A 19,761-nucleotide genomic window follows, 5' to 3' on the forward strand; every position below is an offset into this window, starting at 1 on the left:
AACCAGTCCCTGTTAGTAGCGAATTTTCGGGTCAATCAGCGCTAGCAAAATATCAACGATTGCGTTGAACAAGATGAATAGGAAACCAATCAAGATGGTTACACCCATTACTAGCGAGTAGTCACGGTTAAACGCGGCGTTAACAAACAGCTTACCGATACCTGGTAGGCCGAAGATGGTTTCAACAACAACTGAACCTGTGATGATACCTACGAACGCAGGTCCCATGTAAGAAACAACAGGCAACATTGCTGGCTTAAGTGCATGTTTTAGAATGATATAACGATAGCTTAAACCTTTTGCTCGAGCAGTTCGGATAAAGTTACTGTTTAGCGTTTCAATCATGCTACCGCGAGTAATACGAGCAAAGGTTGCTACGTAAAGAAGAGACATCGCGATAACAGGCAGCACGATGTACATAAATGTACCGCCATGCCAACCACCTGCTGGGAATATGTTCCAGTGCAGGGAGAAAAGGTATATAAGCGCCGGTGCCAACACGAAGGATGGCATCACCACCCCGAGCATGGCGGTCGACATTATGGTGTAGTCGACCCAGGTATTGTGCTTCAAGGCAGCAATCGTCCCGACGGTGACCCCCATCAATAGTGTGAAGATAAAGGCAACAAAACCTACCTTCGCAGATACTGGAAGTGCAACCGCGATCAGCTCATTTACTGTGTAATCTTGGTATTTAAAAGAGGGACCGAAGTCACCTTGTAAGATATTTGTCAAATACGTGGTGTATTGTTCAAATACTGGTTTATCTAAGCCGTATTTAGCTTCGATGTTAGCCATAACTTCTGGCGGTAATGGACGCTCGCTTGAAAACGGGTTACCCGGTGCGAAACGCATGAGAAAGAAAGATATAGTGATCAACACCAACATGGTTGGAATCGCTTCAAATATCCTTTTCATAATGAATTTAAGCATAAACTCACTCTTTCAGTCTGTGACAATTAAAATTAGAAAGACGCTACATGCGCGCCCTGCGCATGTAGTGTCTGTATCGTTATAGTTATATTAACTTTTTAGAATCGAAGCTTATTATTGAGCTTTGATGTATAGGTCTTTCGAGAAGATCTTGTCTTCCGCGTTATTGATTGGGAAACCACCAACATGCGGGTTAAGTAGACGAGATTTCACGTATTGGTAGATAGGAGCGATTGGCATATCGTTTGCCATTAGCGCCTCAGCTTCTAGGTAAAGTGCTTTGCGCTCTTCTTCTGAAGTTGAGTTAAGTGCTTTATCGATGATTTTATCGTAAGCCGCGCTGTCGTAGTGAACACCACCTGTAGTGTTGTTACTCTTCATTAGCGTTAGGAACGAAGACGCTTCGTTGTAGTCACCACACCAACCAGCACGTGCTACTTCGAAGTCACCAGAATCTTTAGAAGATAGGTACGTTTTCCACTCTTGGTTCTCAAGTGTTACAGAAAGACCCAGTGTTTTCTTCCACATAGAACCTAGCGCTACAGCAATCTTCTTGTGGTTCTCTGAAGTGTTGTAAAGTAGGTTGAATTTAAGTGGGTTATCTTTACCGTAACCTGCTTCTTCAAGAAGACGTTCTGCTTCTGCGTTACGCTCTTTTTGAGACATTTTACCGTAAGCTGGTAGCTCAGGATCGAAGCCAGCTGTGATTTCAGGCGTTAGGAAGTACGCAGGTTTTTGACCTTGCGCTAGGATAGCACCTGTTACGATATCACGGTCAATTGCGTAAGAGATTGCCTGACGAACACGAACATCATCAAATGGTGCTTTCTTCGTGTTGAAGATGTAGTAGTAAGTACATAGGTTACCCGCTACAGATACATCTTCCGCGTACTCTTTTTGAAGACGCTTGAAGTGCTCAGTTGGAAGTTCGTTTGTAAAATCGATTTCGCCAGATAGGAAGCGGTTCATTTCCGCTACTTGGTTTTCGATTGGTAGGAAGGTTACTTTATTTAGAACCGTCTTATCGTTATCCCAGTATTGGTCGTTACGCTTTAGAACTAAACGCTCGTTCACAACCCATTTATCAACAGAGAATGCACCGTTACCAACGAAGTGGTCAGGCTTAGTCCATTGATCGCCGAATTCTTCAACAGTCGCCTTGTGTACTGGTTTCATTGTTGTGTGGCCCATCATCATTACGAAGTATGGTACCGCTGTTTCTAATTCAACAACAAGCGTGTTTGCATCTACAGCTTTAACGCCTAGCTCACTCTTGTCTTTCTTACCCGCTACGATGTCCTTCGCATTCGCCATCTTGGTATATTCCATGTACCAAGCATATGGAGAAGCAGTTGCAGGATCAACTGCACGTTTCCAGCTGTAAACGAAATCTTCAGCTGTTACAGGATCGCCGTTAGACCATTTTGCGTCTTTACGTAGGTGGAAAGTGAATGTTTTGTTGTCTGTCGTTTCCCAGCTTTCAGCAACACCAGGGATAGTATTACCTTCGCCGTCTTGGTTCACTAGACCTTCTAGAAGATCACGAATTACGTGAGATTCTGGTACACCTTGAGATTTGTGTGGGTCGATAGTTGCAACTTCAGTACCGTTACCGCGAACAAGTTCCTGAACTTTTGCTAGTTCTGTGCCTGCTGGAACTTCAGCAGCGATAGAAAGAGTAGAAGTGGCAGCCACTGCCAAACCAGCACCTAGAAGAAGGGCCTGAGTGATTTTATTCTTGTACATTTAATAAACTCCAAGTTTTTCGTTTTGCATCCATGACTTCTTTGTTAGGTTCACTGAACGGCAGTGATTTAGGTTTATTTAGCTCAAATTATAAGCATAAAAACCTAAAACCTTACAAAGATTGAGGCACACACTATCAACCATTGAAGTAATTTGCCACAAACAAGTCGCAAAAAATCGGATAATTCTCCGAATTACTTAAGGTAATAGTGTAAATCTCTAATAAAAACCTAATGAATAGTGAGTTACACATAGGGATTAATTAAAAAACAGCCTTTAGTGTTGATGTATCTGTATTGATACTTTTTTTTAGCATCTTATGCTAGAACACTGTTAGCAAATTAACATTAATGCCACATTAAATCCAATTGCACATCACATATCCCCTAAATAGACTCCACTATTTGTGAGGGTTATCACTTTATACAAAACAGTATAAAGCACTGCACCAAAACAGATTTAGAAATGCACCAAGACAGACAAAATCACGCACTGAATTTATATGCAACATGAATGACCAACCATTTATTAATACGCTAATTATTTATAAATGACTTTGTAGCATGCACAAAAAAACCGATTTCAATAGTCGGCTTTTAATATTTGTTCTGAAGATAAGTAACCTTGGGTGGTTATTTTTCCCAACGCTCTGCAGCTTTCGCATCTGAATCTCGAGAGTCAACCCAACGAGTTTCTTCAGTGGTACGTTCCTTCTTCCAAAACGGCGCTTTGGTTTTCAGGAAGTCCATCACAAACTCACACGCTTCAAAGGCTGCACCGCGGTGTTCACTGGATACACCAACGTAAACAATCTGGTCACCGATATCTAGGTCACCAACACGATGGATAACTCGCATCTTTTGGATTGGCCAGCGTGCTTCAGCTTGATCACAGATCTCGCTCAGTGATTTCTCTGTCATGCCCGGATAGTGCTCCAGAGACAAACCAATCACATTGTCGCCAAGGTTCATGTCGCGAACTTTACCAATGAACGTCACAATCGCTCCGGCAGCTGTACCTTGAGCCAAGTAGTCGTATTCGTCGCCTACAGAGAAGTCCTCTGCTGTCACTAATACTCTTGGATCCATGCTTAGCCTCCAGTCACTGGTGGGAAGAAAGCGACTTCATCGCCGTCTTTCACTTCAGTCGTCAAAGGTACGATTGATTGGTTAAGCGCAGCCAGAAGCTTGCCCTCTTCCAATGCGATATCCCATTTGCCTTCTTGTGTTACAAGGTGGCTGCGAATCGCTTCGATAGTGCTGAATTGCGCGTCGACTTCTAGGCTATCAACACCGACAAGTTCACGAGTTTGAGCAAAGAAAAGTACAGTAATCATGATTCCACCTTAAAGTGTCCTGATTTACCACCCGTCTTCTCTAACAGACGTACGTTCTCGATAACAATGTCTTTCTGAACAGCTTTACACATATCGTAAATCGTCAGTGCAGCAACAGAAGCAGCCGTTAGCGCCTCCATTTCTACGCCCGTCTTACCAGCAAGCTTACAAACAGATTCAATGCGGACCTTATTTTCAGACTCGATCGCTTCAAGCTGCACTTCTACTTTAGTTAATAGTAGAGGGTGACACAGTGGAATCAGATCCCACGTCTTCTTCGCCGCTTGAATACCCGCAATACGTGCCGTTGCGAAAACATCACCTTTATGGTGGCTGCCAGAAACAATCAGCTCTAGCGTTTCAGCAGACATTTGTACAAAAGCTTCCGCTCTCGCTTCACGTACTGTCTCAGCTTTAGCCGATACATCGACCATGTTTGCTTCGCCAGACGCGTTAATGTGTGTAAATTGGCTCATACTCAAACCGCCTTATACAGAAAGGTGTGGCATGAAGTTACAAGGGCGGTGACTAGCATCCATCTGTTGCTTGATGATCTTAGTCCAACCTGTACGACAAGCACCTGTAGAGCCTGGTATCGCAAAGATTACTGTGTGGTTAGCAAAGCCCGCAATTGCACGAGATTGAATCGTAGAAGTACCGATCTCTTCGTAAGACACTTGACGGAATAGCTCACCAAAGCCTTCTACTTCTTTGTCGAATAGTGGCTTAAGCGCTTCAGGCGTGCTGTCACGAGAAGTGAAGCCCGTACCGCCCGTGATCATGATCGCTTGTACGCTTTCATCAGCGATCCACTTAGATACGATCGCACGGATCTTGTACATGTCGTCGATAACGATTTGCTTCTCAACCACGTTGTGACCCGCTTCTTTAGCATGCTCAGCTAGGTAACCACCTGACGTGTCATTTTCTTCTGTACGTGTATCTGAAACCGTTAGTACTGCAATGTTTGCTGCTTGGAATTTGCTTTCTGCGTGACCCATTTGTTCACCTATATAAATTTTTCAATTATGAGGGCGTGTTGACCTTTCGTGATTAAATTTTGTTCGAGATAAAAGCGTTTTAATCGCGGCGAGGGGGAAGTAGCCTAGTCATTCTAAGCAAATCTCCCTCAACAAAGAGTAAAACGCTTTTAGCCGAACCCTTCGGGCAGCGTTTGCTGGTCATTTCTACTACGTTATCGGCTTCTCATGTAGGCTAGCTACACATCAAAGCCTCTGCCTTGTATAAATACCCAGCAACTCGCTGCAAAAATCAGCTCGAAAGAGCAACACGCCCTAGACTGATTCGCCCAGCCTAAAGAAGCTGAGCGATAAAATGCTTTAGAGTATATAGCGGGTTAACCGCCGATTGACGCCAAGTTTGGAGTCATGCCGCTGTTGCCATCATGTAAGAAGTGGCTAACGGACTTGGTTTGAAGCTGAGCCTGAATTCGATCAATGAGCTCTTGCTCTTGTTGATCTTCTTGAATCAGATCTCTCAGTTCAACACCGTGGTCGCCAAACAGACATAGGTGAAGTTTACCGGTCGCAGAAACACGCAGGCGGTTACAACTCTCACAAAAGTCTTTCTCGTAAGGCATGATCAAACCAATTTCACCTTTGTAGTCTGGGTGGACAAACACTTGTGCAGGCCCATCATTCACGGCTTTGACTTTCAGTAGCCAACCGTTAGCAATAAGTTGGTTGCGAATTGCAACGCCCGATACATGGTGTTTATCAAACAACTCGTCCATCTCGCCGGTTTTCATCAGCTCGATAAAACGTAATTGAATAGGTTTGTCTTTGATCCAATTAAGGAAGGCTGGTAATTCCTGACTGTTGAGGTCTTTCATCAATACAACGTTGACTTTGACTTGTTCATAGCCAACCTCAAACGCTTTATCAATACCTCGCATAACCTCAGTAAACTTATTCTCACCAGTGATCTGATGGAACATACGTGAATCTAAGCTATCCACGCTCACGTTTATATGGGTTAAACCGGCATCACGCCACTGCCCTACTTGTTTCTCCATGCGGTAGCCGTTCGTTGTCGTGGCTACTTTTTCGATGCCAGGAGTAGAAGCAACGGTATGTATGATTTCAGGAAAGTCTTTACGCAGACTCGGCTCTCCGCCTGTAATGCGGATCTTTGAGGTACCACAATCTGCAAACGCTTTTACAACGCGTTTGATCTCGGGAACACTTAAAAAAGACGAGTTTTTTTGCCCTGACGGTTTGTAACCATCCGGCAAGCAGTAAGTACATTTAAAGTTACAGACGTCTGTAACCGACAAGCGCAAGTAATAAAACTTGCGATGGAATCTATCTTCGAATTGTTGCGCCACGGAACACCTTTCCAAACACGGGAGGCATAATCATTTCCAATTAAGCCCTTGTGACAACATGTCACTGGCTCTTGATGCGTATCGGTACAGCAAATACCACTGTGCGACTTAGCATGCGAGAGCTCGGAGTTATGGCAACCGCACGTTATATTCATACGTGCAGTAGCTGAGTAATAAAATACTTAATATTTGTACGTGAATCTAGCTCTGATGGTAAAAAACGGGTCACATCGGCAAAAAAAACGTATCAAACGCTCAAAATAACTCTTGTTGAGTATATAGCGAGAAGCATTTAACCTAAATTATAGTTGGTAATAATCTAACAAGAACAAAAAATGAATATTTACTCTTCAAAGAAAGTCGTAGCAATCGGTGGAGGCCATGGCTTAGGTCGTATGCTTGCTGCACTAAAAGACTTTGGTAACAATGCAACTGGCATTGTTGCAACAACGGATAATGGCGGTTCAACCGGACGAATCCGAGACTGCCAAGGTGGTATCGCTTGGGGAGATACTCGCAACTGTATCAACCAATTGATCACTGAACCTTCAATCAGCTCGATGATGTTTGAATACCGCTTTCGCGGCCAAGGCGAACTCGATGGTCATAACCTAGGTAACCTTATGCTCACTGCATTAGACAACCTTTCGGTTCGTCCATTGGAAGCCATTAACCTAATTCGAAATATGCTTAAGGTCGACGTTAACATCGTGCCGATGACAGAGCATCCTTCCGACCTCACGGCCCTATCCATGGACGGCCGCTGGGTAACTGGCGAAACCAACGTTGATGACATGACAGAAAAACTGCGCATGATGGACTTATCGCCAGAAGTGCCAGCAACCAAAGAAGCCGTAGCTGCGGTGGAAGAAGCAGACTGTATTGTGCTTGGTCCAGGCAGCTTTCTAACCAGTGTGATGCCTCCGCTGCTGCTGCCAGAAATTGGTAAAGCCATCGCAGGAAACACCAAGGCAAAAGTTATCTTCATTGAAAACCTGTCTCCAGAACACGGTCCAGCAGGTAAAATGACGCTTCAAGAGCAATTGGAGTGGTGTGAACGTACCTGTAAAGCACGTAAGATAGACGTTGTACTGGGCAATGAACCACACCCAGAACTTGAAGGGCAATGGAATTGTGTGACCACGGATCTTGCATCAGCAAACCGAGATTGGCGACACGACCGAGTGAAGCTTCAACAAGCAATCGAAGCTCAGTTGGCTTAGTTCATTAGTTCAAGCGTCAGAAAACGAAAAAGGAGCATTATGCTCCTTTTTTAGTCTCTGTATCTCTACCTGTATATTTAGCGATTAACCGCTTTAGAGATCCGTCATCAACTGTTGATATTCAGTATAAGTCGATAGCAGTAGTTCCTGCATATCTTGAAAATCAATATCTGTCACGGGCAATGCTTGCTTCACTTTTGCGTCTAAGCTAATAGCAAAATTACACAGAGAATCGGCACCAAAACTCGCAGCACTGCTCTTTAACGCATGGCTGATATCGGCCAAATACTTAGACGTATCAGTATCTTTGTTTAGCTCTAGGTGCTCGTAGTATCCCTTCAATTCACCTAAAAAGATTTCCAATAACACTGGGACATTCTCTTGCCCAATCTCACCGGCAAGCTCATCAACTTTTTGCTGATTTAATACTTTCATCATCGTTCTTTCTTATTGTTTGGTGATTACTGCTTCGCATTCCACGTTTGCAATTTACGGTATATCGTTGATGGACTGACATCCAAGAAACCAGCCGCGCGAGGGATGTTGCCATCACACGCTTTTATGGCCTGTTCGATTGCCGTTTTCTCAGTGATCCACAATGGGAAAATATCTTTTACTGTGATGTCTTCACTCTGCTTCTCTTTCAGTCGCAGACTGTTTTCAATCGGTTGATTCAATGGTGGCGGAAGCATGTTCAGAGTAATCTCTTTACCATTATTCAATACCACTACATTTCGCAATACGTTTTGTAGCTGACGAACGTTACCCGGCCACTCATATTGGTTAAAGCGATCCAGCACTTCTTGAGCAAAACGCACAAACGCCTTGCCTTCTTCAACCGACATATAGCCCAATAATGAGTAAGCAATCTCGATGACATCTTCACCACGTTCACGCAATGGCGGCAAGTGCAGAGGAATCACGTACAGACGGTAGTATAAATCTTCTCTAAAGCGACCTTCCTGTACTTCTTTCCAAGGGTCACGGTTGGTCGCACAGACAAAACGAACATCGACACTCTTCATCTTCGAAGAGCCGACTTTTTGAAAAGTACCGGTTTGAATAAAACGCAGAAGCTTAGTTTGCAGTTCAAGATCCATTTCACACAGCTCATCAAGGAACAGTGTGCCTCCATCAGCTAGCTCAGCAGCACCTTGACGGTCTGTTGCCGCGCCCGTAAACGCCCCTTTTACGTGGCCAAACAGCTCACTTTCAATCAAGTCTTTAGGAATTGCCGCACAATTGATTGCAATGAAAGGCTTATCGCCACGCTTACTCGCCGCGTGAATCGCTTCTGCGCACACCTCTTTACCCGTACCACTTTCACCGGTAATGAAAATACTCGCTTTACTCGATGCCGCAGAATCGATAGTTCGGTAAACCTGCTGCATGGTTTGGCTACTGCCAATGAAGCCTTGGTAATTCTGGTTTCCCGGATGTTCAGAGCTATTCTTAAGCTTGGTCGCTTTGCGGATCGCGTTGTTCACCGTAATACGAAGTCGGTCGGCTTCACACGGTTTGATCAGGAAGTCTTGAGAACCATGACGCATCGCTTCTACGGCAGTATCGATAGAGCCGTGCGCTGTCATGAAGATAACGGGCACTTCAGGGTATTTTTGTTTTACAGCGAAAAGCACGTCCATACCCGTCATATCAGGTAGACGTAGATCTAATAAAATGAGGTCAGGGATTCGATGATTCAAACTCTCAATTGCATCGCGGCCAGTGCCGACAATGTTGATATCAATTTCGAGCGGTGTAAGATACGAGCGATATAACGCTGCGACTGAAGCCGTATCCTCCACCATCAACAAATACTTTGATTTGTTATCTAACGTTTTTGATTGCATATCCTAGCCATTTATAATTTGCATTTCTTATTATAGTCGCATTCCGCTTTGCATTATGCAAATTAGCCACAGTATTTGTGGAACATTTCTTTCTCTGCTTTAAACAATCAATGTGTTATCTATATGGCACGAACGATGCAGGTATCTACATGACCTTCGGGTCACCTAGCCAACTGACGTTGTTAGTGGACCGAGTGTTCACAAACGTAAGCCAGTAGAACATTTACTACTGGCTGTTTTTTTGTCTAAAACACTCTCAATTTTTGTATTGAGGGATTCAATTTTTTGAGTAAAAAGGGAGATTAGCTGTTGGTAATAAACTGCTTTCTTAGCTGCTCAATTTCATCACGCTTCTGTGCTGCCAATTCAAATTCCAGGTTCTGAGCATGCTGATACATCGCAGCCTCTAACTTGCTGATCTCTTTATCAAGCTGTTGCGGTGTAAGTACGGCATAACTTTCAGAAGGCTCTGCCACCTTAGATAGAGGAACTTGCTTCGATTGGCGCTGCTGCTTCGACTTGGTTAGATCACCCAGTTCCATAATATCTTTGATATTGCGTTTCAACGCTTGCGGCGTGATGCCTTGCTCTTCGTTGTAGGCTTGTTGTTTCTCGCGACGACGATCGGTTTCATCAATCGCTTTTCTCATCGACTTAGTAATCGAATCACCATAAAGGATTGCTCGACCTTCCAAGTTACGCGCAGCACGACCAATGGTTTGGATCAGAGAACGCTCAGAACGCAAGAAGCCTTCTTTGTCTGCATCAAGAATCGCCACCAGCGACACTTCAGGCATATCCAAACCTTCACGAAGTAAGTTAATACCCACTAACACGTCGAACTCGCCCAAACGTAGGTCTCGGATGATCTCTACACGCTCAACCGTATCGATATCCGAGTGCAAGTAACGCACTTTAACGCCGTGCTCACTTAGGTATTCGGTTAAGTCTTCTGCCATTCGTTTAGTTAGCGTCGTGACAAGCACGCGCTCTTCTTTCACTGAACGTATTCTGATTTCAGACAATAAGTCATCAACCTGAGTCGCAACCGGACGTACTTCGATGATTGGGTCCAACAGACCAGTAGGACGCACCACTTGATCAGCAATCTCGCCATCTGATTTTTCAATCTCATAATTACCCGGCGTTGCCGACACAAAAATCGTTTGTGGGGCTATAGACTCAAACTCTTCAAACTTCATCGGACGGTTATCCAATGCAGAAGGCAAACGGAAACCAAACTCAACTAGAGTTTCCTTACGAGAGCGGTCACCTTTATACATAGCGCCTATTTGCGGCACGGTCACGTGTGACTCATCGATAATCAACAGACCATCATCAGGCAGGTAATCAAATAATGTCGGAGGCGCTTCCCCTTCCGCACGGCCACTTAAGTATCGTGAGTAGTTTTCGATACCGGAACAAAAGCCAAGCTCCGTCATCATCTCAATATCAAACTGAGTTCTCTGAGAAATGCGCTGCTCTTCCAAAAGCTTGTTGTTGTCTTTTAAATATTGAGCCCTATCGCGCAACTCATCCTTGATGTTCTCAATCGCCTCAAGGATCTTCTCTCTTGGGGTTACATAGTGAGTTTTTGGATAAACTGTAAAACGCGGTAAGTCTCTTTGTTTCACCGCACCAGTCAGAGGATCAAAAATACTAATGCAGTCCACTTCGTCATCGAACATTTCAATTCGAACCGCATCTTGGTCAGATTCAGCGGGAAAGATATCGATCACTTCACCACGAACTCGGAACTGACCACGTTCAAAGGCGACATCGTTTCTTGAATATTGCAGCTCAGCCAATCGGCGCAAAATATCACGCTGATCCATCACCTCGCCACGACTCAAATGAAGCATCATCTTCAAATAAGACTTAGGATCACCAAGACCGTAGATAGCCGACACAGAAGCCACAATGATGGCGTCTTTTCGTTCTAATAAGGCTTTGGTTGCCGAAAGCCTCATTTGTTCGATATGAGCGTTCACAGACGCATCTTTCTCGATGAATGTGTCCGTGGTTGGAACGTAGGCTTCAGGTTGGTAGTAATCGTAGTAAGAAACAAAATACTCAACGGCATTGTTTGGAAAGAAAGATTTCATCTCACCATAAAGTTGAGCCGCCAATGTCTTGTTAGGCGCTAACAGGATCGCAGGTCTTTGAGATTGGGAAATGACGTTGGCAAGGGTAAATGTTTTACCAGAGCCCGTAACCCCTAATAGAGTTTGATGTGCCAAACCAGAATCTAGTCCATCTAGTAATTTGGTTATCGCCGTCGGCTGGTCACCGGACGGGCTATAGTCCGATACCAAGTCAAAGAGTTTGCTCATAGGTCGCCATTTCCATACTGTTTTTTTAATCAGGTCATTGTCACTCTAGGTGGAGTGTCGTTGCAACTATTATCTAGAGAAATGCATCTTAAGATCAGATATCAGTTATAGCTTTTATTTTTAGAACTTGGTATTATCCGTGCCCCTGCAAGATCTCTTCAGCTAAATTGCTCGAATTTTAATCCACTACTTTTCCCCAAAAAACCTAAAAATACCGCTTGTTTTACTGTTCGTTTTATAATCTACAAAAGTTATACAATTGCGACGTTTTTCTATAAATCTTTTAAATACATTACGTTAGATAAGATTTTTACATTTTTCGATTTATCCCAATTATTGTTGTTAAAGTTTCACACACACACTTATCCACAATTTTGGTGGATAACTAAAGCAAAGCTAAATCCAATAAGGCGTTCAAGAAAGTAAAGTTTTTTATCTTACTTTTTTCTGATATTTTTTATTGACAGAAATCCGGACAATTATTAGAATTCGCGTCGCTAACAAGCAATTCCCCTTTAGTTCAGTTGGTAGAACGGCGGACTGTTAATCCGTATGTCGCAAGTTCAAGTCTTGCAAGGGGAGCCAAATTCTAGAAGAAAGCTCAATCGAAAGATTGGGCTTTTTTCGTATATAAATGCGACTAACTTGTTCCAAGTTAATGTCACACCCGAATCGTCGGACCGTCCCATCCGCCCGCGTTCAAGTCTCGACAAGGGTGCAAAATTTAAAGAAGCCGCATCACTCGATGCGGCTTTTTGCGTTTTAGTCGAAACAAAAGCTCTACAGGCACAGCTTTGATTAACTCACATCCATAAAAAAACGCCTCACAAGGAGGCGTTTGGGCTTAGTGACTAAACTGAGCGTTATTCTAGATGAGGCGTCGTTTTAGCGGTTATGCTTCTGCTGTAACAACATTAGTCTGAGTCTCTTTAGCGGCTTGATCTTGATCAAACCCTTCATGCAGGTGGTAGTAGCGCTTATAAACAAGAGCACTTACCGTCATTAGAATCGCTGGTAAACCTACCATCATAAACTGCAGTCCCATGATAGTGCTGTCAGACTGTTCCACGTTTGGTACATAACCCACCACAGACAAGCCCATACCAACAATAAAACCACCAGCCGCGCCTGCAAACTTAACAAGCATCGTTTGAACAGAGAAGATAACACTCTCACTGCGACGACCTGTTTTGTGTTCACCGTAATCAACAACATCGGCAAGCATTACAGTTTGCAGTGCGTTAGCGATACCCACACCAAACTTGATAGCAGCACCTGCGATACCGATTAGAATCGCGTTACCTGGAGCGATAAAGCCCATGATAAGTAGAGTGATACAAGACAGCACTGGGAAGCCACAAGCGATAACCCATAGGTGCTTGCGTGGTAACACTGATGCAATACGAGGGAACAAGAATACACCTGCAACTTCAGCGATACCTGCCACCATCATATAAACGGGGAACAAGTCAGCGTTGCCTAAAGCGTAAGAGAAATAGTAAATCGCAAAACCACCCACCAGCAAGTTTGCTATTTGGAACGACAATACGGTACCAATAAGTGCTTTTAGTTGGTCATTCTTACCAATGATAACCATTACATCTTTAAAGCTGAAACGCTCAGCTGGTTTAGCATTTGCTGGTGCAGATTTTTCTTTTACGTTGCGAGCAATCAAGAATGCACTCATCACGAACAGAACAGCAATCAACATAGCAACGTTGAAGAAACCTTGTCCTTGGTCGCCATCACCCAGTTTACCGACAATGTGTAGCCCGTAAGTACCCGTAATAAACCACGCCAAGCTAGCAAACAATCGTGGCCAAACAACCAGCTTTTCACGTTCTTGACGAGAGCTCGATAGTGCAGGAATCAAAGACCAGTATGGAATGTCCATAATAGTGTAGGTAAGGCCCCACAGAATATAAGCAGCCGCTGCATAAATGTATAACGTAGTGCCTTCAAACATATGCGTACTAAAAAGGCCAACAAGCACTACAGCATTTAACAGAGTTCCAATCACTATCCAAGGACGGAATTTACCAAACTTAGAGCGTGTGTTATCAACGATAACGCCCATCATTGGGTCGGTCACCGCGTCGACAATGCGCGCGGCCAAAAATATAGTACCCACAAATGCCGCTGACAGCCCAGCAACATCGGTGAAGTAAAACATTAAGAAGATGTAGATTGGAGCACAGGCAAAGTCTTTACCTAAAGCCCCAAGTCCATACGATAATTTGGTTTGTAGAGTAATTTGATCAGACATAGTATTTCCTTCAGGCGCGTAACTTCATCTCCTAACAGACGTTGAAACGCTTACCTTTTATTTATAATAATTTATCCACTCAAGTTCTGTTTTAGAGCCACTCTGTGGTCGCTTCTTAAAACACTCAAGTATCAAGTCCGACGCTAATGTAACCATTCCAACGCACAGATACTGTGATCAACAACCACTCAATGGAAACGTTTTCAGTCAAATATCTAAAGTGAGAGATCGAACAATAAAACACTCGAATTGATAGAGAATATCGCTAATTAAAGTGCTCAAAACAGTTCGTAGTGTGAAGTAACGCATGAGAACGATTACATAAATACAGCATCACGCTGGGAATACCTACAGATCTCAAATCTATAGGGGCACATCAAATTGATTAGATAGTTCATGACGGCTTATTAAAGGCAATAAAAAACCGCGTAATTTCACCTACGCGGTTCATCAAATATAACGCCTATGCTAAAACTTACTCGATACGTTCAAACTTAATCAGCATCGCTGTTTCTGCATCGAGTATTGGCATCGTCAACCCCACCTCGGCACACCAAGCACCTGATAATTCACAGCCAGACTCTGTCCATGGCGGTTGATAATTCACAATATCATCGTAATTTGAAGGTTTATCAATCACAGAGACCTTGTATAGGCTTTGTGGATCTAGCCCAGGTATACGCAAATGACCACTCAACGAATTGGTTGGCATCGCCAGCTGTGCAATCATCACCACCGCTTCTGACACATCTTCGGAAACGACCGCATGGATTTGATGGGCACTATCGTCCGTTGGAACTCGCCAAGTTCTCCCGCTATGCAGTAACGGACGCAGCATCTTGTGTAGCTTAATATAGTGTTCAAAGCCCTGTTTCTCTTCTTGAACTTCTTTCACAGGGTCTAATTCAATCCCCATATGACCAAACAGTGCTGTTAGGCCACGAAACTCAATACTATGACGACGACGAGTGCTGTGGCAGTGACTCGCACCAATATGACTTCCCATTACCTCAGGAGGGAAAAAGTAACTCATCCCGCGCTGAATCGTTTGTCTCTCCAGAGCGTCATTGTTATCAGACGCCCAAAAACGTTGCGTACGCTTAAGAACCTCAAAATCGATACGACCACCACCAGCCGCACAAGATTCAATATCAACCATAGAGTGCTTCTCTCGAACTTTATCGACCAACTCATAATAACGAGCGGTTTGTTGATGGGCCGCAGCCCTGCCTAGATGCGCAGGTTGTACAACTTCTCGGTTCATATCCCACTTAATGTAAGCAATGTTGTACTGACTTAAGAAGTGATCAAGGCGCTCAAACAAAAAGTCGAATGCTTGTTGATTCTGAAGATCGATAACATATTGATTGCGACCCGTTGGTTGGTCATAGCCGTCAACCGCAAGCAACCAGTCTGGATGGGCTCGGTATAAGTCAGAATCCTTATTGATCATCTCAGGTTCGAACCACAATCCAAACTCCATACCCAACTGATTAACGTGTTCAACTATCGGCTCTAAACCATTTGGGTACTTTTCTTCATCTAAGAACCAATCCCCAAGCGCAGCCTTGTCTCCGCAGCGCTCTTTGAACCAACCATCGTCAATGATAAAACGCTCTACTCCCATATCCGCGGCTTGGCTAGCCATCGACATAATATAATCAGGATCATGGTCAAAATAGATGCCTTCCCATGTATTAAGATGGATAGGTCGAGGCTTTTGTACGAAAGACTCCGGCAAGATCGAACCACGCACATGGGAGTGGAACTGATGGCTCATTCCATTTAAGCCTTCCGAACTGAAACTGGCATACAGCCAAGGTGTCGTTAAGCTTTCACCTTCATCCAATGCAATCTCGCCCGGTAGATAAATAACTTCCGCTTGCACGTAGCGACGACCGTCTGCTTTTACATCAGCGCGCAATCTGTGGTTACCACTCCAAGCGAAGTGAATGCCCCACACATCACCTGCCATTTCATTGAAGTTAGCGGTACCAACAACCATCGCTGGATAATGTTCATGAGACGTTCGTCCGCGACGATTTTCTTGTTGATAGCCCCCTTGCTGTAAGGGTTGGCGCACCGTTTGGAACTCATGTACCCAGCGGCCGTAGTACGTCATCAACTCATTAGCTCTTGCTGGTAATGGTAAAGTATTGGCGAGACGGTTCACCTGATAAAGGCCGGCTTTAACGTTGGTTAAGGTGTGACGAGATTTCACAACATCATGTTTATCGAGGCATAACTCGGTTGTTAAACGTAAGCCTGCACGCAGATCTTCACTCTCAATGATTAGGCTAGATGGTGTTTGTTGAATATCCGTAATAGAGAAAACAGGCGCCCAGTCCAACCCATCTCGGTGTCCTTCTAATGCCGGACTGCTGAAAACACCGCGCCCGAGTTCAGGGCTCAGCGACATAGCAACATCATTATCAAGGCGACCGTAAGGAACAGGCCTTTGAAGAGAAACACGAAAGTTCGCTAGATCGCCACGAACTGGAACTCCCCAATGCAGAATTTCGGCGAAATCACCAAGTTCAACGATCAGTTGCGAGTCTTTACCCGTAATTTCTACTAGGGATTTATTCGTCATTTTATTTAACCTTAACGCGTTTAATTACCCCGTATCATAATTATTGAGCTGAGAGTTTCTGTGATCAACCCCAAAATCATGAAAACGTTTCCATTAAATATTTTGAGATTAATAGATTCAAACAATACCCCCTAATTCAAAGATTTATGCCAACCACCATCTCAACGCATATACTCCTGATCCCAAGGAATAGGGATATTCCACATTAAATAAAGCGCGATAACGTTAAAATAAATAGGAGCTTAACAACAATTAAACCCATAAAATTCATTACGTTATAATGAATCTATCATTTGAAAATTGGCTCAAACACATTTCCTCTTGAACTCACCACACCACACTCGTATTCTTAACCTTTAGAGTACAACTATGAAGTGTCTCCCTGGGTCCTAACTTTTACATTCCAGCTTGACGGTATAGAACGCAATGCTTGTAGCCTAGCTTCGACATTGAATTTGATATTTGCTTCCTTGTCTCACATGCCCAGTTATCATTGACTGGGCTGCTTTTCCCCTCAAAAACAACCCTAATCCCTTGCTAGCTCTAGCCTTAAATCACTATTACCGATGTTCGAACACAACGAGCAACTTCAACTTTAGCGCACGATCACCCCCCCTCAACACCCCTGAAATAGAAAACGATTCCATTAAAAACCCACAAAACCCTCTATAAAACTGCCACTACAAGCTCAATAACTCGATCAAAATCACACAAAATAATCACAAACCCATCAATAGCGTAAAAATGCCAACCTCATCATGAAAACGTTTCCATTGTTTGCTTACACTCTCGCTCGAGTTAGGACTCAAACATAAAAATATCCATAAATAAAAAATAATGGAGACACTTCATGAAACAAAAAATGCTAGTTAAAGCATTAGGATTCACTCTGGCCCTCACCCCATTAATCAGCTTCGCTGCAGTGGAAAACGTAACCTATTTTGGTTATGCGAAATGGGGCAACATCTACACCGACAATGACCAACATAACGATGGCAAAGGAGAACGCAACGACGTTATTCGAGCAGGTCAAGGTTACGGTAACTACCGTTTAGGTAATGAACTGAACTGGTGGGAAGCGGGTGTGAAAGCAGATGTATGGCGTGACAATGACGCTTATTTTGATACCACGATTTATCTAGGCAGCGGTGATAGCTGGGGAGACGTCAGTACGATCCAACTTTGGTCAGCAGGCCATGGCCTTATAGATGGACAACCTAACGCGAAAGTATGGGCCGGAGAACGTTTTTATCGGCGCCATGAAGTCCACATGATTGATGTTAAGTACTGGGATACATCCAGTACGGGTTTAGGTATTGAAGATTGGGATCTAGGGTTTGCGGATGCACATTTGGCCTGGATGGCGCCAAACTCGTCAAGTGACGATGGGCGTAGTCTTCACAATATTGATGCTCGCTTAAGCGGTATTGAATTGAGTGACACAGCGGATCTTACTCTTGGTTTGAACTACGTAACCACGCAAAACTCGAGCTACGACGATAAAGACATTACTACTTCTGGCGCAATGCTCTCTGCTCTTTACCGTCAAGCTTGGAACTACGGCTCAAACACCTTGGCCTTCCAATATGGTACTGATGCCTTAGCTGGCGGATTAATGAGTGCTGAAGGTGGTTCAGACAAAAAGTACAGCACTGGCGTCGAACATGATGGCTACAGCTGGCGTCTATTTAACCATGGTGACTTAAATATCAGTGAAGATGTTCAAGTCATGTACTCCATCGCTTATCAAGATAACAACCTAGATAACAACGATGGTGAGAAATGGTTCAGTGTCGGTGCTCGTCCTCAATATGCTTGGACAGATTATATGTCGACAGCACTTGAAGTCGGTTACGAAACGGTAGAAGCACAAAACGGCTCAGGCACAAATGATATGTACAAAGTGACTGTCGCTCAAATGTTCCAAGCTGGCAAAGGCGTATGGGCTCGCCCATCTATCCGTATCTTTGCAACTTACTCTGAATCCAGTAACGAATGGGATCGTGGTAACGAGGCTTATGGAACGGCAACAAGCATCAACGCCGAGACTGTTGACGAGATTACCTTTGGTTTCAACGTAGAAACTTGGTGGTAAACCACAACACCCGAGCGTCTGTTCAATCAACGAATTGACGCTCAACACTGGAATAGCAATTTAACGGGGAAAGCCGATGTTTTCCCCTTTACTAAGGTAGCAATCAGATGAAATTAAAATCATTGGTGATCATTGTCGCGGCACTCACCGTTAGCGCATGCAGCGGAATACCTGAAAAGGAACTTAAGACTGATTTCAATGACAGTGCATGCTGTTCTCAGCTAAGTGCGCTGCCAATGACGCAATTGTCTGTTCCATTCCACCAACAAGTGATTATGGACGGTCATTTACCGACCCTTTCCTCTTCATTGTTAAATGACAATACACAAGCGGATAGCCAACGCTTTCCGACCATCGCGTACCAAATCAGTGACACGACAGAATCGCTGTCCTTACTCATTCGTTCATACATTAAAAATGATGCGCTTTTCGCTCCGTCTATTTATATCTTCGATAAACAATGGCGACTGCTTGGTCAGTACAGCACTAACGATTTCACTTACTACCCGACAGCGATGCAAGGGTTAGAAAGAATTGAAGCATCAATTGCACTCGAACCTCAACGAGACAACGCGCAATTTATTGTGGTCAGCGCCGATAGCACTATGTTAGATAGCGCCATCAATCGAATTCACCCTGAAGATCTGTATTCAGAATCTCAGCAGATTATTGGCAATAAGCAACTACCGCTGACTGCGACGTTGAGCAGCGTAGGTGTCATTGATGTTACGGCGAGAAAATCAACAAACAGTACGGTTTTGACCCTATTGGCTGAGCTTGGCGTTTCATCCAACAATGAACCCGAAACCTTAGGTTCAAAGCAAATCTCTCAACCATCAATTCAGACAGTTGAAACCAATCAAAAGGCGCAATGGTTGAATATCCAAAAGGACATTGACCAAGCCCTAAACAACAACGACATCAAACAAGCCGCATTTATTGCTAATCAAGCGGCCGAACAGGGCATGCCCGAAGCAAAAGATTATTTATTAAAACAGCTCTCTGAATAGCTGAATAAGCCAACAGAACAATACGCAGA

The 19,761-nt window shown here is 43.9% G+C and carries 15 protein-coding genes, 1 tRNA gene and 1 riboswitch; of the genes, 4 read left to right on the forward strand and 12 right to left on the reverse strand.

Annotation, left to right across the window (positions count from 1 at the left end):
• Nucleotides 1-12 precede the first annotated feature (12 nt).
• The 7 genes from oppB to moaA form a co-directional block, all read right to left on the reverse strand.
• The gene (gene oppB / locus OQJ75_RS14065; RefSeq protein WP_017062174.1) at nucleotides 13-933 is read right to left on the reverse strand and encodes an oligopeptide ABC transporter permease OppB; all 921 of its coding nucleotides are present in this window, start codon (nucleotides 931-933) and stop codon (nucleotides 13-15) included.
• Nucleotides 934-1,047: 114 nt separating this feature from the next.
• A complete protein-coding gene (locus OQJ75_RS14070) occupies nucleotides 1,048-2,679 on the reverse strand; it encodes an ABC transporter substrate-binding protein (RefSeq protein WP_265973238.1) in 1,632 nt (543 codons plus the stop codon).
• A gap of 632 nt (nucleotides 2,680-3,311) precedes the next feature.
• The gene (gene moaE / locus OQJ75_RS14075; protein ID WP_265973237.1) at nucleotides 3,312-3,767 is read right to left on the reverse strand and encodes a molybdopterin synthase catalytic subunit MoaE; all 456 of its coding nucleotides are present in this window, start codon (nucleotides 3,765-3,767) and stop codon (nucleotides 3,312-3,314) included.
• 2 nt (nucleotides 3,768-3,769) lie between these two features.
• Complete coding sequence (gene moaD / locus OQJ75_RS14080) at nucleotides 3,770-4,015, reverse strand: molybdopterin synthase sulfur carrier subunit (RefSeq protein WP_019823606.1); 246 nt, start codon at nucleotides 4,013-4,015, stop codon at nucleotides 3,770-3,772.
• Entirely contained in the window at nucleotides 4,012-4,491 is a 480-nt protein-coding gene (gene moaC, locus OQJ75_RS14085) for a cyclic pyranopterin monophosphate synthase MoaC (RefSeq protein WP_004734026.1), read from the reverse strand. Before moaC ends, moaD begins: the two co-directional genes overlap by 4 nt.
• A gap of 12 nt (nucleotides 4,492-4,503) precedes the next feature.
• The gene (moaB, locus tag OQJ75_RS14090; protein ID WP_265973233.1) at nucleotides 4,504-5,016 is read right to left on the reverse strand and encodes a molybdenum cofactor biosynthesis protein B; all 513 of its coding nucleotides are present in this window, start codon (nucleotides 5,014-5,016) and stop codon (nucleotides 4,504-4,506) included.
• A 356-nt stretch (nucleotides 5,017-5,372) separates the two neighbouring features.
• Nucleotides 5,373-6,362 (reverse strand): GTP 3',8-cyclase MoaA, encoded by a 990-nt coding sequence (gene moaA, locus OQJ75_RS14095; protein WP_017632500.1) that lies wholly within the window; start codon nucleotides 6,360-6,362, stop codon nucleotides 5,373-5,375.
• Nucleotides 6,351-6,503, reverse strand: a riboswitch (molybdenum cofactor riboswitch). (Overlaps the previous gene by 12 nt.)
• A 194-nt stretch (nucleotides 6,504-6,697) precedes the next feature.
• Here moaA and OQJ75_RS14100 point away from each other — a divergent pair.
• The gene (locus tag OQJ75_RS14100) at nucleotides 6,698-7,585 is read left to right on the forward strand and encodes a YvcK family protein (protein WP_017632499.1); all 888 of its coding nucleotides are present in this window, start codon (nucleotides 6,698-6,700) and stop codon (nucleotides 7,583-7,585) included.
• A gap of 93 nt (nucleotides 7,586-7,678) precedes the next feature.
• Here OQJ75_RS14100 and luxU read toward each other — a convergent pair whose 3' ends face one another.
• The 3 genes from luxU to uvrB all read right to left on the reverse strand — a co-directional run bounded on the left by luxU (nucleotide 7,679) and on the right by uvrB (nucleotide 11,768).
• A complete protein-coding gene (luxU, locus tag OQJ75_RS14105) occupies nucleotides 7,679-8,023 on the reverse strand; it encodes a quorum-sensing phosphorelay protein LuxU (RefSeq protein WP_017632949.1) in 345 nt (114 codons plus the stop codon).
• Between the two features lie 23 nt (nucleotides 8,024-8,046).
• Nucleotides 8,047-9,435, reverse strand: a complete 1,389-nt coding sequence (gene luxO / locus OQJ75_RS14110; RefSeq protein ID WP_017632950.1) for a quorum-sensing sigma-54 dependent transcriptional regulator LuxO — start codon at nucleotides 9,433-9,435, stop codon at nucleotides 8,047-8,049.
• 302 nt (nucleotides 9,436-9,737) lie between these two features.
• Entirely contained in the window at nucleotides 9,738-11,768 is a 2,031-nt protein-coding gene (gene uvrB / locus OQJ75_RS14115; protein WP_017062180.1) for an excinuclease ABC subunit UvrB, read from the reverse strand.
• Nucleotides 11,769-12,277: 509 nt separating this feature from the next.
• Between uvrB and OQJ75_RS14120 the strand changes: the two genes are divergently transcribed.
• Nucleotides 12,278-12,353: transfer RNA gene (locus tag OQJ75_RS14120), tRNA-Asn, on the forward strand.
• A gap of 307 nt (nucleotides 12,354-12,660) precedes the next feature.
• Here OQJ75_RS14120 and melB read toward each other — a convergent pair.
• Complete coding sequence (gene melB, locus OQJ75_RS14125) at nucleotides 12,661-14,034, reverse strand: melibiose:sodium transporter MelB (RefSeq protein WP_265973227.1); 1,374 nt, start codon at nucleotides 14,032-14,034, stop codon at nucleotides 12,661-12,663.
• 475 nt (nucleotides 14,035-14,509) lie between these two features.
• Nucleotides 14,510-16,627 (reverse strand): alpha-galactosidase, encoded by a 2,118-nt coding sequence (locus tag OQJ75_RS14130; RefSeq protein WP_265973226.1) that lies wholly within the window; start codon nucleotides 16,625-16,627, stop codon nucleotides 14,510-14,512.
• 850 nt (nucleotides 16,628-17,477) lie between these two features.
• Here OQJ75_RS14130 and OQJ75_RS14135 point away from each other — a divergent pair.
• Together OQJ75_RS14135 and OQJ75_RS14140 are read left to right on the forward strand one after the other, a co-directional pair.
• A complete protein-coding gene (locus OQJ75_RS14135) occupies nucleotides 17,478-18,722 on the forward strand; it encodes a carbohydrate porin (RefSeq protein ID WP_265973224.1) in 1,245 nt (414 codons plus the stop codon).
• A gap of 107 nt (nucleotides 18,723-18,829) precedes the next feature.
• Entirely contained in the window at nucleotides 18,830-19,732 is a 903-nt protein-coding gene (locus tag OQJ75_RS14140; protein ID WP_265973223.1) for a MalM family protein, read from the forward strand.
• Nucleotides 19,733-19,761: the final 29 nt, after the last annotated feature.

Source organism: Vibrio sp. 14G-20, assembly GCF_026241515.1.
Lineage (GTDB): Bacteria > Pseudomonadota > Gammaproteobacteria > Enterobacterales > Vibrionaceae > Vibrio.